Genomic DNA, 22,450 nt, shown 5'->3' with positions numbered 1-22,450 from the left:
TTTTCGAACGCTTGTGCGACATCTGTTCGGACCCGCTCCCACCTGCGCAAACACCGGCCGGAAAACCCGGAAGCCCCGCCTCCGCGACACGCGCGGGGGCGGGGCTCCGTCTTCCCGGGGAGGCCGGGACGGGAAGGCCGTCAGCCGATCTGGGCTCCGAAGGCCGAGAGCGCCTCGGGCACCGGCTGGAAGAACGTCTCGCCGCCCGCGGTGCAGTCACCGCTGCCGCCGGAGGTGAGGCCGATGGCGGTGTCGCCGGAGAAGAGCGAGCCGCCGCTGTCGCCGGGCTCGGCGCAGACGTCGGTCTGGATGAGACCGTTGACGACGTCACCGTTGCCGTAGTTCACGGTGGCGTCCAGACCCTTGACCGTGCCGTCGTGCACCTGGGTCGTGGAGCCGCTGCGGGTCACCTTCATGCCGACGGTGGCGTCGCCCGCCTTGGTGATGGGCTGGGTGGAGCCGTTGTAGAGGTCGACCTCGCTCGGGTGGTCCGTGGTCGCCGTGTACTTGACCAGGCCGAAGTCGTTGTCGGGGAAGCTGGACTGTTCGTTCGTGCCGATCTCCTTGCCGTCGGAGTCCGACCAGGTGGAGATCTCCGCGGTGCAGTGCCCGGCGGTGATGAAGTACGGCTGCCCGCCCTTGACCACGTTGAAGCCGAGCGAACAGCGCCCGCCGGAGCCGCTGATGGCGTCACCACCGGCGATGAAGGGTTTGAACTCACCCTGCGTGCGCTTGAGTTCGGCCTTCGCGCCGAGACCGTCGACGACCTTGGTGAGTCTGGCCCACTCGGCCTCGGAGACCGTGCGGTCGGCGGTCACGACGACCTGGTTGGTCTCCGGGTCGGTCGCCCAGGACGTACCGGGGATGGTCGCGTCCTTCTTGAGCGTGGTGCGGGCGCCGGCCAGTTCGGTGAGGGAGTTCTCGACGATCCTGGCCCTGGCGCCCGCGGCCGTGACGGTCTCGGCCGCGGCCTCGTCGAGCACGTTGACGACGAGGTGCCGGGACTTCGCGTCGTAGTACGTTCCCGCGGCGTCGGCGCCCAGGTCCTCGCCGAGGACCGATGCGAGCTTTCCGGCCGCCGTGACGGACAGCGTGTGCGGCGCGGGGCTCTTCGGAACCTCGCTGGCGTTCGCAGTCTGGAAGGTGACTCCGGCGACGATCAGCGCGGTGACACCCGCACCTGTCATGAGGGCATGCCTCTTCGATACGCGTCGGTGCTTCAACTCACGTCCTCCTGTGGGGGGTCGGTCCGGGAGGTTGTGGGGACCTCCGGGACCTGAAGGCGTACGACATGGGCTCTGAGCACGGTGGAAAAGTCCGTACCGTCGCGTCCATGCCAGTTGTTCCGCGACCCACTATTCCGAGACGCACAGGGAACACACAAGGTCGACTTCAGGACTCCTGTACGACAACAGCCGTACGTGTCCTACGTCCTGACTGGTCGTGGTCACGCCCGCGGGTTCGCATCGCAAACACGGTGCGCACATAACACCGTCACGATCTACGGGACCCGGGCCTGTCTTGATATCGCCCCCATGAGGAGTGACTCCAAGAGGGCTCGCCCGCACGGCGGTTGCTTCCGCACCGGTTGCTCCGCCCGGCGGACTACTCGGACGCGGGCGGCCGCTGTCCGCTCTGGGCCCGCTCCAGGAAGCGCAGCAGTTCGACGGGGAAGGGCAGGACGAGCGTGGAGTTCTTCTCCGCGGCGACGGCCACCACCGTCTGGAGGAGGCGCAGTTGGAGGGCGGCCGGCTGTTCCGACATCACGCTCGCGGCCTCCGCGAGCTTCTTGGACGCCTGGAGTTCCGCGTCCGCGTTGATGACCCGGGCCCTGCGTTCACGGTCCGCCTCGGCCTGCCGGGCCATGGACCGCTTCATCGTCTCGGGCAGCGACACGTCCTTGATCTCGACCCGGTCGATCTGCACGCCCCAGCCCATCGCCGGGCTGTCGATCATCAACTCCAGCCCCTGGTTGAGCTTTTCGCGGCTGGAGAGCAGGTCGTCCAGATCGCTCTTGCCGATGATCGACCGGAGCGAGGTCTGTGCCATCTGGGAGACCGCGAAGCGGTAGTCCTCGACCTGGATGAGCGCGTCGGCCGCGTCCACCACCTTGAAGTAGACGACCGCGTCGACGCGGACCGTCACGTTGTCCCGGGTGATGCCCTCCTGCGCGGGGACCGGCATCGTGACGATCTGCATGTTGACCTTGCACAGCCGGTCCACGAACGGCACGACCATGGTGAAGCCGGGGCCGCGCACATCGGGACGCAGCTTGCCGAGCCGCAGCACCACGCCCCGTTCGTACTGTTTGACGACGCGGGCGGCGGCCATCGTGTAGACCAGCCCCACGGACACGGCGGAGACTCCCGCCGCCACCAGTTCCTCGACCATCACGGCCCCCCAGGGTCCGACGTGGCGCACCGGGCGTGTACAGCGTGTGCTTCGAAGGTAGCCCCGCCACCGGAGCAAGGGCGAGCCCCCGCACGCCTGTTGCGTGCGGGGGCTCCTCTGCTGCCGGTCGCGGTGCCGACTGTGGGGGGTTGTCCTGCGCGACGGTCAGTAGACGTGGACCCCGTAGGCGCTGAGGGCCTCGGTGACGGGCTGGAAGAACGTCGTACCGCCGGAGCTGCAGTTGCCGCTGCCGCCGGACGTCAGGCCGTAGGCGACGGTGCCGCCGTAGAGCGAGCCGCCGGAGTCGCCGGGCTCGGCGCAGACCGTGGTCTGGATCATGCCGTAGACGATGTCGCCGGAACCGTAGTTGACCGTCGCGTTGAGCGCGGTGACCCGGCCGCTGTGGATGCCGGTCGTGGAGCCGCGACGATAGACGGTGGTGCCCACGGACGGCGTGGCCGCGCTGGTGATGTCCTGGCTGCCGACCGCGCCCGACTTGGCGACGGACGAGTTCGTGTAGCGCACGATGCCGTAGTCGTTGGTCGGGAAGCTGGAGCCCGCGGTGGTGCCGAGCGTGGTCGTGTGCGAGGAGTTCGACCACCAGGTGCCCGCGCCGTCGGTGCAGTGACCGGCGGTCAGGAAGTAGTAGTTCCCGCTGTTGTCCTGGACGTTGAAGCCGAGCGAGCAGCGCCAGCTACTCGCATAGATGGCGTCGCCGCCGCTGATCAGCTTCTTGAAGGTGCCCGGGGTGTGCTTGATGGTGAGCGCCGCGGCGTTGCCGCCGGCGTCCCGCTTGATCTTCGCGATCTCCGCCTTGGAGACGGTGCTGTCGACGGTGACGACCACGCGGTTCGTCTTGGCGTCGACCGCCCAGGCGGTGCCCGCGACGTCGGAACCGAGCACCGACTGCCTGACGCTGCTCAGCTGGGTGGCGCTGAACGTCCGGGCGTCGGACGCGTTCGCGCTGGGGACCGCGAACGCTGCGACGGCGACGAGTCCGGTGGACACGGCGATCAGCCGGCTCCGTCTCGCGAGGCCGCCACGGGGGGTTGTGCGCTTGATCCTCACGTTTCATTCCTCCGAAGGGAAGTAAGGGGCCCCTGTAGTGGGGTCGGGACCCGTGAGGCGCAGCCGGGGGCCGTCCGTCCGGATTCCGGACAAGGCATGCCCCTGACAAGCGCTGAGGGGGAGTATTCGGCTGCACGGCCGACAGGCGCAAGGGCGCCTTTCGGCCGTGCAGCCTTCAACTTGCCCCCATACGGAGGAGGTTGATCATCGGACCACTGGAGGCGCCGGATTCCCCCCGGCTCCTCGGGAGTCCCGGGAGCCTCAGCTCAACCGGCGCTCCCCCGCGGCGACGGCCACGCGCAGGCTGTTTCCGGGCGGAGGGAACGGACAGACGAAATGGTCCGCGAACGCGCACGGCGGAAGCACGGTCCGGTTGAAGTCCACCGTCGTACGCCCCTCGGCGTCGGGTGCCGCCGGGCGCAGGAACCGGAAGCGGTAACTGCCGTCCCTGCTGGTGGTGTCGGCGAAGACGGCCCACAGGGTGCCGTCGCTCTCCACCGACACCTGGAGGGTGAGGTCCTGCCCGTCCAGGGTGAAGGCGAGGACTCCGCCGAGGGCGAGCCCGCGGGTCACCCCGTCGGCGTTCTCGACGCGCACGGTCCGGCCCTCGCCGTAGGGGGTGAAGTGTCCCGGCACCGCCCAGCGTTCGTCGTACGGGGTCGCCTCGATGCCGGCGAAGGCCTTCCGGGCGGGCGCGTCGGGGTCGTAGACGCGCACGCCCCAGATCCCCTCGCGCACCAGGACGACGAACCGCCGTTCCCCGCGCCCGACCCGGGCTCCGCCGGCCCCCGAGTAGTCGGCGTCCAGCACGACGTCGCCGGTGAAGGGCTCGCCGTCGACCGTGAGCCCTTCCTCGGCGACCGCCGTCAGGACCACTTGGTCGCCCTTGAGCGCCCATTGCCCGGGAGTGTCCGGAAGTCGCCCTTCCGGATAGTCCTCGATCCAGTGGGTTCCTGTGAGCGCGAGCGGGCCGTACGGCGCGGACACCGTCGCCAGGCGGTGCTCCTGCCAGTGCTTCCAGTCCTCGGATGCGTCGGTCGTCATGTGATCAACTTTTTCACACGGGCCGGGCCCGGCTTCTCACAACCCGCAGTCGCAGCACTCGCAGCACTCACAGCATTCGCAGCACTTGCAGGCCTCGCAGCAACCGCAGTCGCAGTCGCAGTCGCTCAGGCACCCTTCGCGCTTCTTGCGCGACCACGGACCCTCGTACTCGTCGGCGCAGCACATCTTGCAGGTGCAGCACAGGCCGACTGCGGCGGCGCAGCCCGCCCAGAATCCGCGCTTGCCGGGGGCGGGGGGCGGGAAGGAAGGCCCGCCACCGAAGGGGTTGCCGCCACCGGTGTACGGATTGCCCTGCTGGGGCGGCGGTCCGAAGGAGCCCTCGGGTGCGAGCAGGACCGCGGAGCCCGGCACGTCGAGGAGACGGCCGGACCCGGGAGAGCCGTGGGAGCCGTGCGCTCCCTCCGCCGTGTGCCCGCATCCCGAGGTCCCGAACGCGCGGTCCACCGAGCGCCCCAGTTCGTGGACGAGCAGCACGTGCGCCAGCCGGCCCTCGGTGAACTCGGCCTCGCGCAGGGCGAGCCGTATCCCGTGCAGGGCGTCGTCGGCGAGCCGGCGGGCCTCGGTGAGCGGGGTCCCGGTGGCGGTGAGAGGGTTCCAGGCTCCCGACGCGGCGTCAGTTTCCCTGTCCTCCACGGCGTCCAGGAGATGGGCGAGCCGTCCGAAGAGCCGTCCGGCCTCCGCCAGCGGAGCGGCGTTGCCGGGGCGGCCGGCGAGGACGGCGGTGTGCGCGAAGGCGGCGGCGGTCGCGGTCTCGGTCGGTTCCGTGACGGTCAGCAACGGCGTTCCCGGCCCGGCGAGCGCCTCGATCCCGATCTGCCGGTCCACCGCGTCGACGAGCACGGCCGTGTCGAAGCCGACGGCGCTTCCCGTTCGCGCCCCGGCCCTGCCCCAGCTCGTGGCCACCCGGCGCGCGGCCAGCGCGACCGGCTTGCGCGCCAGGAGCCCGTCCCCGTCGGCGACATGGTCGCGGACCTTCGCCGAGGCGAGGACCAGCGAGACGGCGGCGGCGAGCCGCGCGCCCTCGCCCTGCGCGACGGACGCGGTCCGCATGCCCCGCAGCGGACAGGGCCCCGCGGTGCGCCGCCATCCCGTCGCCCGCTCCGCCTGAGCCTCCGTCAGAACCGATATCAGCAGGCCGTCGTAGTTGGTGACCACCCGCGCGAACTGGCCGTGGTCCCCGCGCAGCGCGAGACAAAGACCGCACAGATGCGCCATCCACTGCGTCTTGAGCCCCTCACCGAGCCGGTGACTGCAGGGCCTCACGATTCCGAACACGACACTCCCCCGTGACCCGTACGACATTGAGATCGGGCATCGTATCGACCCTCCCGTTCACCCGTACGCCCCGCTCGTCACCCGGTCGCCGCGAGAAATCATATTTCACTCTCAGTCAGCAGCCTTACCCCGTACGACCCTTGGGGGGCGCGGGCTCTCGACGGATTCGCTGTGCACCAGTACCGTCACGAAACCCCCACGCGGCGTCTATCCACTTGGCGCGACATCCGCATCATGGACGACCATGGGGATGCGGAAGCACGAAAGACCGCTGTGAGAGGAGGCGTCCATGGGATCGGTGCGCAAGGCGAGTGCCTGGCTTGGCCTCGTCGACGACAACGATGACGAGCGTTACTACGACGACGACTACGCCGAGGGTCAGGACTCCGGCGACGCCTGGGTCACCGACCCTCGCGTGAAGGTTGCTTCCGAGACGGCGGAGGAGAAGGGCCGCCGGATCGGTACGGTCACCCCGGACAGCTTCCGGGACGCACGCGGTATCGGCGAACTCTTCCGGGACGGCGTCCCGGTCATCATCAACCTCACGTCCATGGAGGCCGCCGACGCCAAGCGCGTGGTGGACTTCGCGGCCGGCCTGACCTTCGGCCTGCGCGGCACCATCGAGCGGGTGGCGACCCGGGTCTTCCTGCTGACCCCGGCGCACACGGAGATCGTCAGCGGCGAGGCCGCGGGCCGTCAGACGGACGGCTTCTTCAACCAGAGCTGAGGCAGGGCCGCTCACCGGCCCTGCCTCGCCGGGGCTTCACCCCCGGGTCTTCACCGGAAGGCGTCGAGCCCGGTGAGCGCCTTGCCCAGCACGAGTTGGTGCATCTCGACGGTGCCCTCGTAGGTGAGCACCGACTCCAGGTTCGTGGCGTGCCGCATCACGGGGTATTCGAGCGAGATCCCGTTGGCACCGAGGATCGTGCGCGAGGTACGGCAGATCTCGATGGCCTCGCGTACGTTGTTGAGCTTGCCGAAGCTGATCTGCTCGGGACGGAGCCGTCCCGCGTCCATGCGGCGGCCCAGGTGATGGGCGAGCAGGATCCCCTTGTGCAGTTCGACGGCCATGTCGGCGAGTTTGGCCTGGGTGAGCTGGAAGCCGCCGATGGGGCGCCCGAACTGCTCACGCGTCCGCGCGTAGGCGAGGGCGGACTCGAAGCTGGACCGCGCCGCGCCCATGGCGCCCCACACGATCCCGTACCGCGCGTGGGAGAGGCAGCCGAGCGGGCCCTTGAGGCCGACGACGTCGGGCAGGACGGCGTCGGCCGGCAGCCGCACGTCGTCGAGGACGAGCTCGCTGGTCACGCTCGCCCGCAGGGACCACTTGTGCTTGATCTCGGGGGCGGAGAACCCGGGCACGTCGGTGGGCACGACGAATCCGCGGATGCCGTCGTCGGTCTGCGCCCAGACGACGGCGACACCGGCGACGGAACCGTTGGTGATCCACATCTTGCGGCCGTTCAGGACCCAGTCGCCGCCGTCGCGCTTGGCGTGCGTGCGCATGGAGGCGGGGTCGGAGCCGTGGTCGGGCTCGGTGAGTCCGAAGCATCCGATGATCTCACCGGAGGCCATGCGCGGCAGCCAGGTCTGCTTCTGCTCCTCGCTGCCGAACCGGTGGATGGCGTACATGGCCAGCGAGCCCTGGACCGAGACGAGCGAGCGGATGCCGGAGTCGGCCGCTTCCAGCTCCAGGCAGGCGAGGCCGTACTGCACGGCACTGGCCCCCGCGCACCCGTACCCCTGGAGCGACATGCCCAGCGCGCCGATCCCGCCGAGTTCGCGCGCCAGTTCCCGGATGCCGGGCAGTTCGCCCTTCTCGTACCAGTCGGCGACGTAGGGCAGGACCCGGTCCGCGGCCCAGGCCCGCACGGTGTCGCGGACGGCCAGGTCCTCCGCGTCCAGGAGGTCGTCGATCCCCAGCGGGTCGGCGGGGTCGAAGGACGGCAGCTTCGAGGACGCGGACATACGACAGCCTCCGGCAGGGGTGATAACTAGCACCGCTAGTCAAAGATCTCGGCCCGACGTTACGACGCAGTGTCCCGCAAGTCCAGGGCACTTCCGCACAGCCCCGTGGATCACGCCCTCGGCGGGCTCACCGGGGGCTCACCGGGGGCGGCTCGCGCCGGGCAGGCACGGCTCCACGGACACGGCTAGGCGGAGACGCGGGTCTCGGCGGTCCCGGGGACGTCCCGGGGAGCGGGGATCCCGGCGGGATCCGCCGCGGCGGAGAGTGGGACGGCACCGGGAGCAGGAATCGCACCGGTGGCGCCCCCGTGCGTCCGGACACCGGCGGGAGGCGGGACCGGGGCCGCGTTCGCCGCCTGGACCGGGGTGCCGGTGGTGCCCGCCTCGGCGGTGCCGCAGTCCATGACGCGCGGCAGCCGCAGCGCCATCACGGCGCCGAGCAGCAGCAGGCCCGCGCTGACCAGCAGCGTCACATGCAGTCCGTGTACGAAGGAGTCCCGGGCGGCGTGCCGCAGGGCGCGGCCGGACACGCCTCCGAGCCGGTCGGCGACCTGGTACGCCTCGCCCAGCGAGTGTCCCGCCGCCTTCGCGTCGGCGTCCGGGACGCCGGGGACCGACGACAGCCCGGGAGCGTACGCCGCGTTCATCACGCTTCCCAGCAGCGCGATCCCGATCCCCGCACCCAGTTGGTACGAGGTCTCGCCGATCGCCGCGGCGCCGCCCGACTGGGCCTGCGGCGCCTCGCTCAGCATGGACTCGTAGGCCCCGAAGAGCGTGGTCTCCAGGCCGAAGCCCAGCAGGACGAAGCCGAAGAGCAGCAGCCCGGCGTTGTCGTTCCCGCCCATCGCGATGAGCGTGACCACGGCGGCCGCGGTGAGACAGAACCCGAAGGAGACCATCGCGCGCGGCCCGAACCTGCGCAGCAGCTTCGCCCCCGCGAGGCCGGCGGCCATCGCCGCGATCGTGAGCGGCAGCAGCCGCAGCCCGGTCTGGAGCGGCGACAGGCCGAGCACGAGCTGGAGGTACTGCGCGGCGATCAGTTCGAGGCCGACCAGGGCGAGCATGGCGAGGACGATGCATCCCACCGACGTGCTGAAGGCCGGACGCGCGAACATGCGCAGGTCGACCAGGGGATGCGCGCGCCTCCGCTGGCGCCGTACGAAGGCGGCCATCAGCACGGCGCCGACGAGCAGCGACCCGAGGGTGAGGGGGCCGAAGGGCGCCTCACCGCCACCGAGACGCTTCACGCCGAGGACAACTCCGAACAGGCCGGCGGCGGCCATGAGCGCGCCGACGACGTCCCAGGGACCGTCACGGTCGCCGTGGGACTCGGGCAGCAGCAGCCGTCCGACCGGAAGGCTGACGATCATCAGCGGGATGTTGACGAGGAAGACCGATCCCCACCAGAAGTGTTCGAGGAGGAAGCCGCCGAGAAGGGGTCCGACCGCGGCGCCGACGGCGGCGACCGCGCTCCAGATGCCGATCGCGAGCGCCCGCTCGCGCCGGTCGGGGAAGACCTCGCGCAGGATCGACAGGGTGGCCGGCATGATCATCGCGCCGCCGACGCCGAGCAGGGCACGGGCGCCTATCAGGAGCTGCGCGTTCCCGGAGAAGGCCGCGATGCCCGAGGCGACTCCGAAGAGGGCGTACCCGAGGAGGAGCACCCGTCTGCGGCCGATCCGGTCGCCGAGTGTGCCGAAGAGGATGAGGAGCGAGGCGCAGACGAGCGGATAGACGTCGACGATCCAGAGCAGTTCTATCGCGCCGGGCTTCAGGTCCTCGGTGACGGCGGGCACCGCGACATGGAGCACGGTGGCGTCGAGGGCGACCAGCAGCAGGCTGACGCACAGGACGAAAAGAACGACCCAGCGGTTGGCACCGGCTCCGGTCTCCCGACGGCATCGCGCAGCGGCCGTGGTCGTCCCGGACATGTACGTACCTCCAGAGGTTCCCTCGCGTTCTGCGGATCCGCAGGGTGGGGACTCCCTGGGGCTGCGGCCCGGAGAGCGGAGTCCCGGGCCCACGCAACAAAGGCGAGTGAGCCGCCAGCGTACGCGAGTTCTCGCCCAGGTCACGTGGCGGACCTCTCACGTTCGCCGGCCGGGTGTGTGGCGTACGCCACGCCGCCCGCCCGTCGTCACGCCCCGCCCGGCCCGCCGGTTCCGCCCTCCGCCGATAATCGAGCCCGTGACCGAACCCGACCGTCCCGCCGCGACGCCCCTGGCGGGCGCCCTGCGCCGAGCCGCGCCCGCCCTCCTCGGGTACGCGGCGGTGCGTGCCCTCGGCCTCCTCGCGCTCGCCGTGTGGAGCGCGGCGAACGGCAAGAGCGCCCACCGGCTGCTGTCGGGGCGCTGGGACTCGCTCTGGTACACCCGGGTCGCCGAGCTCGGCTACGGCTACGAGGTCCGCCTCCCGAACGGTGACGTGCATTCGAATCTCGCGTTCTTCCCGCTGCTGCCCTGGCTGGAGCGGATCGGCCACGCGGTGACACCGCTGTCGTACGCGGACGCCGGCCTGCTGGTGTCCGCGGTGGCCTCGCTCGCCGCGGCCTGGGGGATCTTCGCGGTCGCCGACCGCGTCCACGGCCGCCGGGCGGGAATCTGCGCGGCGCTGGTGTGGGCGGTCCTGCCCGTCGGTGTCGTGCAGTCGATGGCGTACAGCGAGTCGCTGTTCACCGCGCTCGCCGCGTGGTCGCTGTACGCGGTGCTGACCGGCCGCTGGGTGACCGCGGGCCTGCTCGCGGCGTTCGCCGGGCTGACGCGGCCGGTGGGAGCCGCGGTGGTGGCGGCCCTGTGGGTGGCGGCGATTACCTCGTTCGTGGGAGAACGCCGGCGCGGCGGAAGCTCACCCGGGACGGACGGCGCGCGCCCGTGGCGGCGCGCCCTCGCCATGATCATCGCGCCGCTCGGCGCCGCCGGTTACGTGCTGTGGGTGGGGCGTCGCACGGGCGGGGGCCCGCTCGGCTACCTCGACGTCCAGGCGGGGTGGCGCAACGGCTTCGACGGCGGTTACGCCTTCGGGCGCTTCGTCGCCGAGAAGTTCACCTCGTTCCCCTCCGCCCTCGCGGGTGCCGCTCTGGTCGCCGGGGTGGTGCTGGTCCTGTCGCTCTACGTGACCTGTGTGCGACAGGGGCAGCCGCCGGCGCTCCTCGTCTACACGGGGGTCGTCGTCGCGCTCGCCCTGTGCGCGTCGAGCTACTTCGGCTCCAAGCCGCGCCTGCTGCTGCCCGCCTTCCCCCTCCTGTTCCCGCCGGCCAGGGCTCTGGCCCGGCTGCGTACGTCCAGGTCAGCGCTGGTTGTCGGGGGCGTCGCGGTGGCCTCGGCGGTGTACGGGGCCTTCTGGCTGAACGGCTCCGGGCCCCCCTGACCCGCCCCGCCGCGCCCCGCGCGGGACCGGTGAGCGGGCAGCGAATTCCACACCATCATTCGGTGAACGAATATAAAAGTGCCATAAACTCGAAGCCTCTCAGCGATCAATGGAATTGAAGGCTCCGCAGTCCCGGGATTAGCGATTCATTAGAAATAAGCATGATCCTGAGAGGAATCCCACATCACATCGTCATCACAAACCGAGTGATTCGGCCTGGAACGCAGCTCACTCGCTGTAACGTCGATTGGGTGCGTACCGAACGAAACCTCACCCGTCTGGACCGGGTCTTCGCCCGGCTGGACCGTGAGCCGGAACGACCGGCCCACATCGATGTGCCGAGGATGAGTCGGCACAGGGTCGTCCTCTTCGCGGCGACCCTGGCCTTCTACCTGGCGATCGTGTGGGCCGTGGCGATCACGTCGTGGCTGGTCCGGTTCGACTGGCAGGTCATGTTCTTCCGGCCCTACCAGCAGTGGCCGGAGATCCACGCGTTCCTGGACTACTACGTGGTGCTCGGCCAGCGCGGCCCCACCGCCGTGATGGTCGCCGCGTGGCTGGGCTGGCGCTCCTGGCGTCAGCACACGCTGCGCCCGCTGCTCACCCTGGGCGCCTCCCTGCTGCTGCTCAACATCACGGTCGGTGCCGCGAAGCTCGGCATGGGCCGGCTCGGCCCGCACTACGCCATCACCATCGGCTCGAACGAGATGGGCCTGGGCGGCGATATATTTCCTTCGGGCCACACCGCCAACGCCGTCGTGACCTGGGGAATCCTGGCCTATCTGGCGTCGACCCCGAGAGCCAGACGCTGGCTCTCGGCGCTGTCCGCCGTGACCTCGCTGGGCGTCGGCCTCACCACCGTCTACCTGGGTACGCACTGGCTGAGCGACGTCCTGCTCGGCTGGGCCGCGGGCCTGCTGATCCTGCTGGCACTGCCCTGGTGCGAGCCGCTGATCGCCCGCTCCGAGGCCGGGATCTTCTCGCTGCGCGACCTGTGGCGCGGCCGTCGCGGCAGCACCGCGCCCAAGCCCGTGCCGGTCCCCTCCCCGGTCCCGGCACCGGTCATGGCCCAGCGGGCCGCCGCGGTGGACAGCGAGATGCCGGCCCGCGGGGCCGTCGCCCCCCGTCCGCCCAGATCCCCCGTCCACCTGGCCCCGGGCCCGCACACCGCGCGCTCGGAGCGCACGCCGGTGACTCCGGCGGGCAGCCGCCGTCCGGCGCACCCGGACCGCCCGCCGCATCCGGACCGTCCGGCCCGCGCGGCCGCCGCCTCGGCCCGGCCGCTGACGGGCGGCTGAGAGACGCGGGGCCGGTACGCACAGCCTCTCCCCGCACCGCGAAGGCCCCCGGCTCGACGAGCCGGGGGCCTTCGCACATCCGTTGGTCGCGCCCGCCCCGCCCCGGTGAGGCGCGGCGGCGGGCCGGGCGCCGGGGCCGGGCGCTCAGCCCTTCCAGCAGCGCGTCACCGTACCGTCCGTGACCTCGAAGTTCAGCCGCCCCACCAGGTACTCCATGGTGATGATCGCGCCGGGCGGCAACGAGCGGACCGTCGGCCAGCCGCGCTCCCGCGCGCGCTCGCGCGCCCCGCCCACCTCCAGCCCCACGTAGCTCTCCGGATCGTCCTGCGGCTCTGTGTGAGAGGGGGGATTGAGTGCCATGACCGCCACGTTAGGCGGCACACCCGGGCGGTGGAAGCCCGATCGGCGACGAAGCGTCACCTGTCCCCCGCCGGTCACACTTCTGTCACAGGATCACGACACGCGTTTCGCCGAACTCCATCACTCGTATGAGGGGCCGCTTCCGTGTTCCGCACACCTTCGAACGTAATTCGGAGTCGTCGTGCGGACGTCCCGAATAGGCCCGCGAAATGTGCGGGGCGGCGGCCCGCGCGGGCACCGCCGCGCTTTTCCATTCCGGCCGGCTCCGATTCCGCCGGGGCCCGGAAGCTGACGGCGCGTAGGAAATACACGCCACGAACACACAACCCCCGCACGGGGACCGCCGGCACCCGGGACTTCCGCTACGGCACCCGGACCCCGTCCGGCGCCTCCTCGGGACCCGGCGCCTCCTCGGGACCCGGCCTCCCGGACCCCGCCGTCCCGGGACCCGGCGTCCACGGCCCCGGTTCCCCGGGGCCCCGTCTCTCCAGCGCCCGCGACAACCGGTCCCTGGCCGTCCTCATCACGTCGACGAGTTCGGCCGGCTCCAGGATCTCGAACTCCAGCCCCGTCATCATCACGTGGATGACCATGACGTCGAGGCTCGGCGCCCCGGTGCGCAGGATGCAGGTGTCCTCGTCCGAGGCCTCCAGGGTCCCGGCCGAGGGCGAGATCCGCGCGGCGGCCTCCGCCAGCGGCACCAGCAGCCGGACGACGGCGTGGGTGGCGTAGGCGCCGGTGGAGACACCCCTGGCGACGTACTCGGCCAGATTGCCGGCCGGTGGCGTACGGGGCGCGAAGCGCGGTCCGTGCGGCGGCCGGGGCGTGATGCGGTCGGCCCGGAACGTACGCCAGTCGTCGCGGTCGACGTCCCAGGCGACCAGGTACCAGCGGCGCTCGGTGCACACCAGCCGGTACGGCTCGACGGTCCGGCGCGTCGAGGAACCCCCGTGATCGCGGTACTCGAAGCGCAGCCGCTCGCTGTCACGGCAGGCGTTGGCCAGTTCGGTCAGGACGGCGGGGTCGACGGCCGAGGCCTCCGGGCCGCGCAGCATCGGCACGGTGAAGGCGTTCAGCGCGCCGACCCTGCGCCGCAGCCGGCCCGGCAGGACCTGTTCCAGCTTGGCGAGCGCGCGTACGGAGGACTCGCCGATCCCCTCGACGCCCTGCCCGGCCGCCGTGCGCAGCCCCACGGCCACCGCGACGGCCTCGTCGTCGTCCAGGAGCAGCGGCGGCAGTTCGGCCCCCGCGCCGAGCTGGTAGCCGCCGCCCGTGCCCGGGCTGGCGTTGACGGGATAGCCCAGCTCGCGCAGCCGGTCCACGTCACGGCGGACGGTGCGTGCGGTGACGCCCAGCCGCTCGGCGAGGTCCGCGCCCGACCATTCACGGTGGGCCTGCAGCAGTGAGAGCAGGCGCAGCAGTCGTGCGGAGGTCTCCAACATGCCGCCGAGTCTGCCAGCGCTTGCGGACAGCCACTGTCCGCAAGGCGGCACTCCCCCAGGCCCTCACGGGCAGCGGGCGGTTCACAGGCTTCACGGGCAGTGGACGATTCCCCGCCGAGTTCACGGGCGATGGACGATTCCCCGGTTCACAGGCGGCAGGCGACTCGCCGGGTTCACAGGCGGTGCACGATCGCCCGGGTTCACAGGCGGTGCACGATCGCCCGGGTTCACACGCGGTGCACGATTCCCCGGTTCACAGGCGGCAGGCGACTCGCCGGGTTCACAGGCGGCGGGCGATTCCCCGGGTTCACGGGCGGTAGGCGATCTGCGGTACGTCGAAGCAGTTCGTGTTCATGTCGCCCTGGGTGACCCAGCCGCTGCCGTCGCGCCAGCGGGCCACCGCCAGGCACGTCCGGCGCGTCTTCGGCGGCTCGGCCAGCCGCTCGTAGGTGACGGGGAGCAGCAGCCCGCCCGCGGTGTAGGGCTCGCCCCGGTTCATGTACGCGTCGACGCATCCCCGGGTGATGCCCGTGGGCGCGCAGGACTCGGCCGCGTCCGTGAACCACCGTGCCGCAGCCCATCCCTCCAGCTGCCACTGGGAGTGGGTCGGCAGCCCCTTCGTCGCGTCGCGGAACTCCCGCACGGCGGTGTCGCCGGTGTCCTCGTAGTTGCGGCTCGCCCCCGTGGCCCACAGCGCGTTGCGGCAGTGCGGCGCGTCCTTGTAGTCCTCGGGCACGGTGGACGTCCAGTTCTGCACGTTGGTCACCTTGGCGGTCACCCGGGCGCCGACGTCGTCCATGGCCTTGCACAGCAGGGCGTTGCCGTGTGTGTCGAGGGCGTCGAAGACGAGGTCCGCGCCTTGCGCCTTCAGGTCGGCCGCGACGGCGCGGAAGTCGGGCAGCGCGAAGTCGACCTGCTCGGTGACGACCCGGTAGCCCTCGGCCCTGAGCCCCTCGGTGACCAGCCGGGCGTAGGCGGCGGAGGCGGACTGGTTGTAGGAGACGACGGCGGCCGTACGGGCGCCGTGGACGCGCTTGAAGTAGCGGTAGACCTCGGTGCCGCCGTAGAGCTCGCCGTCCCAGCCGGGCGTGCCGTGGCGGGGCGCGAGGCTGCCGTAGATCCCGTACAGATGCGGATAGGTGTCGTACGCGGCGCCGATGGGCTGGCCGCCGATGTCGGGAACGCCCGCGCGGGACACCTGGGAGGCGCCCGCGTAGTCGAGCGCGGTCGTGGCGACGAGGGCGACGACCTTGTCCTGGTCGATCAGCCGGCGCACACAGGCGCTGTTGCCGACGCCGCTGCCGCCGTCGTCGCACGTCCGTACCTCGACCCGCCGTCCGTCGATGCCGCCCCGGGCGTCGAGCCGGTCGAACCAGGCTTTCGCCCCGTCTCGCGGTCCGGTGAACACCGAGGCGCCGACGGGGCTGGTGGCGCTGCTGATCACGCCGACGCGGACCGGCTCGGCGGATGCCCGGGGCGTGGGCGTGGCGCGGTTCTCGAAGTCGCTCTCGGGGAGCCGGCTGCCGCAGGCCGTGCCGAGCAGGAGCAGCAGGCCCGCGACGGCGGCGCCGGCCGCTGTGCGCCGCACCGCCGGTCAGCAGCCCGGGACGGGGCTGCCCGACCCGTTGCCGCTGAGCTGAACGAGCGCGCAGAGCGTCTTGGCGGAGACCTTCCAGGTGCCGTTCTGCTCGACGGCCGTACCCGAGGCGTTCGGCAGGGCGGTGGCGCCCTGCAGGAGAAGCGTGTAGGTCACGTTCGCCTCGGTGGGCGAGGTGAACTCGATCTTCTCCACGTCCGCCTTGACCTGCTGACCGCGCTGGTCGCCGTTGAAGCCCTGCAGCACCGGCGCCATCTGCTCACCGTTCTCCAGGACGGCCTGCTTGTCCTGCGCGGAGACGGCCGGGTCGAAGAACTTCTCCCAGTTCTGCTTGATCTCCTGCCGGGCCGCGGCCGGGTCGGCCGGAGCCGTGGCGGTGGACTGTTCCGCCGTGGGTGTGGGCGAGGCGGAGCTCCCGCCGCCGTTGTCGTCGCTGCACGCCGTGAGGCCCGCGGCGAGGACGAGAACCGCTGCCGCCGCCACCGCTCCGACGTTCCTCCGCTTGAGGTCGCTCCCGAGAACCATCTGGCTCACCACCGGGTGTCGGTCCGGGCCAAAAGCGCCCGGTGCTTTCAGGGTCAGCTTCCAGAAGGCATAGTGCAAGCCATCGGCTGACATGGACAGATACCCGACGTGTGGGAGTCCGGATGCGGACAGCTCGACTGCGGAGCGTGCACCCCGTCCTGTGGGCCGGCTGGGCCGCGCTGGCCGCCGGGGCGGTGCTGTGCGTCATCGGCTGGTACGGCATCTCGGGCGAGCGGTACGCGGAACGCCAGCTTCCCTATCTCGCCTCCTGCACGGTTCCCGGTGCCGCGCTGATCATCGCCGGCGCGGTGCTGCTCACCCACGGCCGGAACGCCTCGGCGACGGCGCGTGTCGAGGAGCTGTACGGGCTGCTGGTGGCGGCCGGGTCCGGCGACGCCGGGGAGCCGGGGCCGGCCGCGGCCGTACCGGTGGCCGTCGGCGGGGACCTCCTGATGGTGCCGGGCGGCACCCTCTACCACCGGGCGGACTGCCCGCTGGTGGCCGGGAAGCCGGAGGCCGTGCCGGCCGACTCGCGCGTCCTCGCGAGCGGGGATCTGGGACCGTGCCCGATCTGCGAACCCGACGCCGAGGACGGCCCATCCGAGGGCGTGGAGGGCGGCCCTTCCGAGGGCGTGGGGGACGGCCCCTCCACAGGTCCGGGCGACTGATGTCCTCGCTGACGTACGACCTCACGCTGGCCGGGCTCTCGATCGGCGGCGCCGCCGCGCTCACCGGGATCGGGCTGATCGTCACCTACCGGGCCACCGGAGTGCTGAACTTCGCGCACGGGGCGATCGCGATGGTGTGCGCGTATCTGCTGCGCCAGTTCACGGTCGAGTGGGGCTGGCCGCTCGCGCTCGGCGCCTCGGTGACCCTGCTGGTGGTGGCCCCGGCGATCGGGATGGCCCTGGAACGCTTCGTCTTCCGGCCGCTGGCGCTCCTCGGCGGCGACCCGGCGCGGACCCTCGTCGCGAGCATCGGGGTCTTCGTCCTGCTGGTCGGCGGGGCGGCGCTCGTGTGGGGCACCGGTGCGCGGGCGGACGCGCCGACGCTGGTGTCGGCGGATCCGTGGGGGCAGCTCGGCGTGGCGGTCCTGCTGGCGGCGGGGGTGGGCGCGGTGACGCGCTGGACCCGCTTCGGCACGGAGCTGCGGGCGGTCGTGGACGACCGGCCCCTCGCGGTGCTCGGCGGGATCGACGCGGACCGGGTGGCCGCCGCGGGCTGGGCGTTCGGCTCGTTCACGGCGGGCCTGACGGGCGTGCTCCTCGCGCCGTACGTGCGGCTCGACCCGTACGGCCTGCCGCTGCTCGTCATCGAGGTGATGGCGGTCGCCGTGGCGGCCCGGATGCGCAGTCTCCCGGTGGCGATCGCGGTCGCGCTCGGCATCGGTGTCGCCCAGAGCCAGCTCACCCGGCTGCATCCCTCGGGCTGGGCGGAGCCGCTGCTCCAGGCGGTCGGCGCCAACCTGTTCGTGGTCGCGCTGCTCGTCGCCGCGCTCGTGCTGCCCGGCATCGGCACCCGTGACGCGCTCCCGCGCCCCGCGACGGTCCGCGTGCCGACGCCGCCCGGGGCCTGGGCCGTGGCCGTCGTGCTGTTCCTGCTGCCGCTGGGGTTCGCCGGCTCGGACCTGCACACGGCGGTGCAGGTGCCCGCGCTCGGTGTCGTCCTGCTGTCGCTGGTCGTGGTCACCGGCCGGGGCGGCCAGATCTCGCTGGGGCAGGCCGCGTACGCCGGTCTGGGCGCCCTGTTCACGGCGCTGCTGGCCGCGGGCCGGTTCCCGGGGCTGCCCCGGTTGCCCGAACTGACCGCGCTGGCGGTGGCCGTGCTCCTGGTGGCCCCGCTCGGTGTGCTGACCGGCTGGCCGGCCATCAAGCGGCACGGCCTGGCGCTCGCGGTGGCCACCTTCGCGGTGGGCGTGGGCGTCAGCCGGTTCGTGTTCGCGCAGCCGTACGCGGTGGCGGGCCTGTCCCTGGGCCGGCCGGCCGGGTTCGGCGGCGACCGCGCGTACTACGTACTCGAACTCGTCCTGCTCGCCGCCGCCCTGCTCGCCGCGCACACGCTGCGCCGGGGCAGGACGGGCCGGGCGCTCGCCGCCATGCGGGACCACGAGGCGGGCGCGTCGGCGGCGGGCGTCCGCGTCCCGGAGCTGAAGCTGACCGCGTTCGTCGCGGGGGCCGCGCTGGCGGCGCTGGGCGGGGGCATGCTCGGCATGGGTCTGCGGGCCTTCGACGCCGCCCAGTACGACCCGGTCCGCAGCCTGCTCTGGTTCGCCGCGGTCGTCGTGCTCGGCGCCGACAGCGTCTTCGGGGCGCTCGTCGCCGCCGCCCTGCTGGTCGGGCTCGACGCGGGGGCCCGCGGCGGGGTGGCGGCCGCCCTGATCGGCCTCCTCGCCGTCCTCGTCGGCCGCTTCCCCGAGGGCCCGTACGCATCCCTGCGCACGGCCACGTCCCGGCTGCGCCCCCCTCGGCCGGCCCTGACCATGGTGGGCACCCGGGTCCGCCGCCGCCTGCGGACCGCCGACGGGCTCAGCCTCGCAGCACACGCCCCTTCGGCGGGCCCGGTGACCGGGCAGACGAAGGACTCCGCCGCGACCGCCCGCGCCACCCCGACCGCCCGCGCCACCCTGACCGACACCGGCGGGGAACCCGGCCCCCGCCGGCCCCCCGCGGCACCGGCCGGCACCAGCCGCGAGGCCGGACCCCGCCCGGAACCCACCACCCGGGCCGACCGGGACCGAGAAGCCGAGAAAAGCCCGACCCCGACCGCGCCGACGACCACGGACCGGGAACCCGGACCCCGCCGGCCCCCCGCGGCACCGGCCGCCGCCAGCCGGAGAGCCGGACGACGCCCAGGGCCCGCCGCCGGAGCCGGCCGGGACCGGGAAGCCGCGCGGAGCCCGAGGCCCCCGGAACCCACCGACACCGGCCGGGACCCCGAACCCCGACCGGAACCCACCGCGCCGGCCGTCACGGGCCGGGAATCCGAACCCCGCCCGGGTCCCACAGCGCCCGCCGGCGCCGGTCGGCAAGCCCGACCCCGGGTGGGCGCGACCGCGCCGTCCGCCGGAGGCGGCGGCGTGGGGACGTGGGCCGGCGCCGGAGGAGTCCGGTCCGGGGGTACGGGCGGGCAGGTGCTGACCGCCCGCCGGCTTCGTGTCGTCTACGGCGGGTTCACCGTTCTCGACGAGGTCGTCCTCGACGTCCCGCCCGGACGGGTCACCGCGGTCGTGGGACCCAACGGGGCCGGGAAGAGCACCCTGTTCCACTGTCTCGCGGGGACCCTGCGCCCCTCGGGCGGACAGGTGCTGCTCGGGGAGCGGGACATCACCCGGCTGGCGGCGCACGCGCGGACCCGGCTGGGGATCGCGCGGACCTTCCAGCAACTGGCCGTCTTCCCCTCGCTGACGGTGGCCGAGAACGTGCGCGTGGGCGCCGAGCAGGGCCGCACCACCGATCGGGGGTCGGTGGAGCGGGCGTTGCGGCTGTTCGGGCTCGACGGGCCGGTGCGGTCACTGCCCGCGGCGGGCCTTCCGACCGGCACGCTCCGGCGCGTGGAGCTGGCCCGGGCGCTCGCCGGGAACCCCCGGGTGCTGCTCCTCGACGAGCCCGCGGCCGGTCTCGACACCGCGGAGGTGGCGGCGCTGGCCCGGGTGCTGCGGGCGCTGGCCGCCGACGGCATGGCCCTCCTGGTCGTCGAGCACGACCTCGACCTGGTCGCCGACCTGGCGCACACCGTCCACGTCATGGCGGCCGGACGGATCGTCACCTCGGGCCCCGCCGACCGCGTCCTGGACACGAGGATCGGCGGATGACCATCGCCCTGCGCGCCGCGCGCGTACGCTACGGCCCCCTGGAGGCCCTGCACGGAGTGAGCCTGGCCGCCCCGGGCCCCGGTCTCACCGTGCTGCTGGGCCGCAACGGCTCCGGCCGTACGACCGCGCTGCGCGCCCTCGCCGGGACCGTGCCGCTCGCGGCCGGTGCCGTCGTCTGGGACGGCACCGACGTGACGCGCCTGCCCGCGTTCGAGCGGGCCCGGCGCGGGCTGTGCCTGATCCCGGAACGCCGGGCGGTGTTCGGTTCGCTGACCGTCCGCGAGAACCTGGAACTCGGGTCGGCCGGCCTCCCGGTGGCCCTGGAGGCCTACCCGGAGCTGGCGCCGCTGCTGTCCCGCCGCGCGGGCACCCTCTCCGGGGGCGAACAGCGCATGCTGGCGCTGACCCGCGCCCTGTCGGCCCGCGCGCGCGTGGTGCTCGTCGACGAACCCGCGCAGGGGATGTCTCCGGCGGTCGCGGCCCGGACGTACGCGCTGCTGGGCGCTCTCGACGCGTGTGTGGTGCTCGCCGAGCAGCGGCTGCCGCCGGCGCTGCGCGAGCGGGCCGGCCGGACGACGTACGTGCACGAACTGCGCCGCGGGGCGGTCGTGTTCAGCGGAGAAGCTGCCGAGACGGTGGTGCGGAGCGGTGGGCCGCGGGGTTCAGGGGCGGGCCGAACAGGCGGGGACCCCCGGCGCGGGCGGCGCCCGTAGGCTTCGGGATGACGAGCTGGAGTCCCTTGGCCAGCCGGTCGGGGCTGGAGCCGATCTTCTTCTTGTTGACGTTGTAGAGCGTGCGCCAGCCGCCCGGGACCTTGTACTTGCGGGCGATCGACACGAGCGTCTCGCCGGCCTTCACCACGTGGAAGGGCCCCTGCAGTCCGTACGACTTGGAGCACTCGGGCCAGGCGCCCCAGCCCTGGACGGCCAGCACCTTCTTGGCGATCTTGATCTGCTGGGCGCGGGTGGCGAGGTCGGCGCGCGGAGCGTAGGCGAGCCCGCCGAACCCGACCCAGGTGGGCTGCCAGAACTGGAGCCCGCCGTAGAAGCCGTTCCCGGTGTTCGCGTGCCAGCGGCCACCGCTCTCGCACTCGGCGAGGCAGGTCCAGGGCCATTCGTCGTTCGCGCAGTCGAAGGCCCCCCGGGCCGACCCGGGACCCGGGAGCGGGGGCGGTGCCGCCGCGTCCGCGGCGCCGGGGACGAGGGCGGTCAGGAGGGCGGCGACCACGGCCGCGTACCGCAGACGAACGGTCGGCAGCCGGGACGCGGTACGTGCGGTCGGCGGAATCCGCCTGCTCGGCATGAAGGACATCGGGCCACGCTAAGCAGCGCGTCCCCCTCCCCCGCCGAGCCCGCGCCCGGCGCGCCCGGGGCCCCACCCGGTCGGAGGACCGGGCGGGGCCCGGAGCGGGGCCGCGACGTCCCGCGTGCCCGGCGATGCCCGGCCCGGCCCCGCGGACCGGACCGGGCCCGTGCCCGGCGCGAGGGGGAGCGTGGCTCAGATGTCGAGCCGCTGGCCGGGCACGATCAGGTCGGGATCACCGCCGATCACGGACTGGTTGGCCGCGTAGATCTTCCGCCAGGTGGTCCCGTGCCGCGCGGCGATGGCACTCAGGGTGTCGCCTTGGCGGACGGTGTAGTCACCGCGGGACGAGCCGCGGTTCACGTGGCCCGGCGCCCGGGACGGCGTCTTCGCCGCTTCCCGCTTCGCCGGGACGGACTTCTGTGCCGGCTTCGAGGCCGCCTTGGTGCTCGCGGACCCCGTGGTCCGCCCGGCACCGGAGGAGGCGGGCGCGCCGCCGTAGGCCCCGGCGCGGGCCGAGCAGGTGGGCCATGCGCCCCAGCCCTGTGCGCTCTGGACCTTGGTCGCGACGGCTATCTGCGCGCTCCTGGAGGCCCTGTCGGCGGTCGGCGCGTACGCCGTGCCGCCGTAGGCGCGCCAGGTGCCTGCGGAGAACTGGAGTCCCCCGTAGTAGCCGTTGCCGGTGTTGATGTGCCAGTTGCCGCCGCTCTCGCACTGGGCGATGCGGTCCCACACTCCACTGTCGGCCGCTGTGGCGTCGCCGGTCGCGGCGAGCAGCCCGAGCGGGGCGAGCAGTGCCGCCCCGGCGAGGACCGCCGTCGTACGTGTCTTGTTCGCCGTACGGACCTTGTGGCCGTTCTCGTGAGTGCTGTCGGCACATGCGGACATGTATTTCCCTCTCGAAACACCCGGGGTCCCCCAGGACGGAACACGGTGACCTGCGCGTAGGACGCGGCCCTCGCGCTCCGACCCGTCCACCGGC

Annotated in this window: 19 protein-coding genes; 6 read left to right on the top strand and 13 right to left on the bottom strand. The window is 72.7% G+C overall.

What is annotated here, in order from left to right; translation table 11 throughout:
- Positions 1-140: 140 nt before the first annotated feature.
- The 5 genes from ACFYYF_RS20760 to ACFYYF_RS20740 all read right to left on the bottom strand — a co-directional run bounded on the left by ACFYYF_RS20760 (position 141) and on the right by ACFYYF_RS20740 (position 5,799).
- Positions 141-1,223, bottom strand: coding sequence for a S1 family peptidase (locus ACFYYF_RS20760; RefSeq protein WP_388777705.1), 1,083 nt, complete (start codon positions 1,221-1,223; stop codon positions 141-143).
- A gap of 382 nt (positions 1,224-1,605) precedes the next feature.
- A complete protein-coding gene (locus ACFYYF_RS20755) occupies positions 1,606-2,391 on the bottom strand; it encodes a slipin family protein (RefSeq protein ID WP_388778410.1) in 786 nt (261 codons plus the stop codon).
- 165 nt (positions 2,392-2,556) lie between these two features.
- Positions 2,557-3,459 (bottom strand): S1 family peptidase, encoded by a 903-nt coding sequence (locus ACFYYF_RS20750; RefSeq protein WP_361690890.1) that lies wholly within the window; start codon positions 3,457-3,459, stop codon positions 2,557-2,559.
- 261 nt (positions 3,460-3,720) lie between these two features.
- Entirely contained in the window at positions 3,721-4,503 is a 783-nt protein-coding gene (locus tag ACFYYF_RS20745; RefSeq protein WP_388777702.1) for a DUF1684 domain-containing protein, read from the bottom strand.
- Between the two features lie 36 nt (positions 4,504-4,539).
- On the bottom strand, positions 4,540-5,799 hold the full coding sequence (locus ACFYYF_RS20740; RefSeq protein ID WP_388777699.1) for a DUF5685 family protein: 1,260 nt from the start codon (positions 5,797-5,799) through the stop codon (positions 4,540-4,542).
- 289 nt (positions 5,800-6,088) lie between these two features.
- On the opposite strand from ACFYYF_RS20740, the gene ACFYYF_RS20735 reads away from it, so the two are divergent.
- Positions 6,089-6,526 (top strand): cell division protein SepF, encoded by a 438-nt coding sequence (locus tag ACFYYF_RS20735; RefSeq protein ID WP_037628578.1) that lies wholly within the window; start codon positions 6,089-6,091, stop codon positions 6,524-6,526.
- A gap of 50 nt (positions 6,527-6,576) precedes the next feature.
- On the opposite strand, the gene ACFYYF_RS20730 is transcribed toward ACFYYF_RS20735, so the two are convergent.
- Both ACFYYF_RS20730 and ACFYYF_RS20725 read right to left on the bottom strand, forming a co-directional pair.
- Complete coding sequence (locus ACFYYF_RS20730) at positions 6,577-7,767, bottom strand: acyl-CoA dehydrogenase family protein (RefSeq protein ID WP_361690881.1); 1,191 nt, start codon at positions 7,765-7,767, stop codon at positions 6,577-6,579.
- Between the two features lie 185 nt (positions 7,768-7,952).
- A complete protein-coding gene (locus tag ACFYYF_RS20725; protein WP_388777695.1) occupies positions 7,953-9,698 on the bottom strand; it encodes an MFS transporter in 1,746 nt (581 codons plus the stop codon).
- A gap of 256 nt (positions 9,699-9,954) precedes the next feature.
- Between ACFYYF_RS20725 and ACFYYF_RS20720 the strand changes: the two genes are divergently transcribed.
- Positions 9,955-11,133, top strand: a complete 1,179-nt coding sequence (locus ACFYYF_RS20720; protein WP_388777692.1) for a glycosyltransferase family 39 protein — start codon at positions 9,955-9,957, stop codon at positions 11,131-11,133.
- A gap of 251 nt (positions 11,134-11,384) precedes the next feature.
- Complete coding sequence (locus ACFYYF_RS20715; RefSeq protein WP_388777689.1) at positions 11,385-12,431, top strand: phosphatase PAP2 family protein; 1,047 nt, start codon at positions 11,385-11,387, stop codon at positions 12,429-12,431.
- A gap of 144 nt (positions 12,432-12,575) precedes the next feature.
- Here the strand turns inward: ACFYYF_RS20715 and ACFYYF_RS20710 are convergent, their stop codons facing one another.
- From ACFYYF_RS20710 to ACFYYF_RS20695, 4 genes are all read right to left on the bottom strand, one after another.
- Positions 12,576-12,791 (bottom strand): I78 family peptidase inhibitor, encoded by a 216-nt coding sequence (locus ACFYYF_RS20710; RefSeq protein ID WP_388777686.1) that lies wholly within the window; start codon positions 12,789-12,791, stop codon positions 12,576-12,578.
- Between the two features lie 362 nt (positions 12,792-13,153).
- Positions 13,154-14,233, bottom strand: coding sequence for a helix-turn-helix transcriptional regulator (locus ACFYYF_RS20705; RefSeq protein WP_388777685.1), 1,080 nt, complete (start codon positions 14,231-14,233; stop codon positions 13,154-13,156).
- Between the two features lie 307 nt (positions 14,234-14,540).
- Complete coding sequence (locus tag ACFYYF_RS20700; protein ID WP_388777682.1) at positions 14,541-15,821, bottom strand: ABC transporter substrate-binding protein; 1,281 nt, start codon at positions 15,819-15,821, stop codon at positions 14,541-14,543.
- 6 nt (positions 15,822-15,827) lie between these two features.
- Positions 15,828-16,355: a hypothetical protein gene (locus ACFYYF_RS20695; protein ID WP_388777680.1), complete on the bottom strand. Its 528-nt coding sequence runs from the start codon at positions 16,353-16,355 to the stop codon at positions 15,828-15,830.
- A gap of 122 nt (positions 16,356-16,477) precedes the next feature.
- Here ACFYYF_RS20695 and ACFYYF_RS20690 point away from each other — a divergent pair, with 122 nt between their 5' ends.
- Genes ACFYYF_RS20690 through ACFYYF_RS20680 form a run of 3 tightly spaced genes read left to right on the top strand, consistent with a single transcriptional unit; the run spans position 16,478 to position 20,879 of the window.
- Positions 16,478-17,023, top strand: a complete 546-nt coding sequence (locus ACFYYF_RS20690) for a hypothetical protein (protein ID WP_388777677.1) — start codon at positions 16,478-16,480, stop codon at positions 17,021-17,023.
- Positions 17,023-20,166, top strand: a complete 3,144-nt coding sequence (locus ACFYYF_RS20685) for an ATP-binding cassette domain-containing protein (RefSeq protein ID WP_388777674.1) — start codon at positions 17,023-17,025, stop codon at positions 20,164-20,166. Before ACFYYF_RS20690 ends, ACFYYF_RS20685 begins: the two co-directional genes overlap by 1 nt.
- Positions 20,163-20,879 carry an ABC transporter ATP-binding protein gene (locus ACFYYF_RS20680; protein WP_388777672.1) on the top strand — a complete coding sequence of 239 codons (717 nt, stop codon included), beginning with the start codon at positions 20,163-20,165 and terminating at the stop codon, positions 20,877-20,879. The genes ACFYYF_RS20685 and ACFYYF_RS20680 overlap by 4 nt, the downstream gene beginning before the upstream one ends.
- On the opposite strand, the gene ACFYYF_RS20675 is transcribed toward ACFYYF_RS20680, so the two are convergent.
- Positions 20,779-21,477, bottom strand: a complete 699-nt coding sequence (locus ACFYYF_RS20675; protein WP_388777670.1) for a transglycosylase family protein — start codon at positions 21,475-21,477, stop codon at positions 20,779-20,781. The genes ACFYYF_RS20680 and ACFYYF_RS20675 overlap by 101 nt on opposite strands.
- A 186-nt stretch (positions 21,478-21,663) precedes the next feature.
- Entirely contained in the window at positions 21,664-22,356 is a 693-nt protein-coding gene (locus tag ACFYYF_RS20670; RefSeq protein ID WP_388777668.1) for a transglycosylase family protein, read from the bottom strand.
- Positions 22,357-22,450: the final 94 nt, after the last annotated feature.

It is taken from the genome of Streptomyces sp. NPDC001914, assembly GCF_042891215.1.
Classification (GTDB): Bacteria; Actinomycetota; Actinomycetes; order Streptomycetales; family Streptomycetaceae; genus Streptomyces.
This window is presented reverse-complemented; position numbering and strand designations above follow the sequence as displayed.

Excerpts from the sequence above, each read along its gene's own strand:
- ACFYYF_RS20755 (WP_388778410.1), bottom strand. The coding sequence starts at position 2,391 with ATGGTCGAGGAACTGGTGGCGGCGGGAGTCTCCGCCGTGTCCGTGGGG.
- ACFYYF_RS20745 (WP_388777702.1), bottom strand. The coding sequence starts at position 4,503 with ATGACGACCGACGCATCCGAGGACTGGAAGCACTGGCAGGAGCACCGC.
- ACFYYF_RS20735 (WP_037628578.1), top strand. The coding sequence starts at position 6,089 with ATGGGATCGGTGCGCAAGGCGAGTGCCTGGCTTGGCCTCGTCGACGAC.
- ACFYYF_RS20730 (WP_361690881.1), bottom strand. The coding sequence starts at position 7,767 with ATGTCCGCGTCCTCGAAGCTGCCGTCCTTCGACCCCGCCGACCCGCTG.
- ACFYYF_RS20725 (WP_388777695.1), bottom strand. The coding sequence starts at position 9,698 with ATGTCCGGGACGACCACGGCCGCTGCGCGATGCCGTCGGGAGACCGGA.
- ACFYYF_RS20710 (WP_388777686.1), bottom strand. The coding sequence starts at position 12,791 with ATGGCACTCAATCCCCCCTCTCACACAGAGCCGCAGGACGATCCGGAG.
- ACFYYF_RS20705 (WP_388777685.1), bottom strand. The coding sequence starts at position 14,233 with ATGTTGGAGACCTCCGCACGACTGCTGCGCCTGCTCTCACTGCTGCAG.
- ACFYYF_RS20695 (WP_388777680.1), bottom strand. The coding sequence starts at position 16,355 with ATGGTTCTCGGGAGCGACCTCAAGCGGAGGAACGTCGGAGCGGTGGCG.
- ACFYYF_RS20690 (WP_388777677.1), top strand. The coding sequence starts at position 16,478 with ATGCGGACAGCTCGACTGCGGAGCGTGCACCCCGTCCTGTGGGCCGGC.
- ACFYYF_RS20685 (WP_388777674.1), top strand. The coding sequence starts at position 17,023 with ATGTCCTCGCTGACGTACGACCTCACGCTGGCCGGGCTCTCGATCGGC.
- ACFYYF_RS20680 (WP_388777672.1), top strand. The coding sequence starts at position 20,163 with ATGACCATCGCCCTGCGCGCCGCGCGCGTACGCTACGGCCCCCTGGAG.
- ACFYYF_RS20675 (WP_388777670.1), bottom strand. The coding sequence starts at position 21,477 with ATGTCCTTCATGCCGAGCAGGCGGATTCCGCCGACCGCACGTACCGCG.
- ACFYYF_RS20670 (WP_388777668.1), bottom strand. The coding sequence starts at position 22,356 with ATGTCCGCATGTGCCGACAGCACTCACGAGAACGGCCACAAGGTCCGT.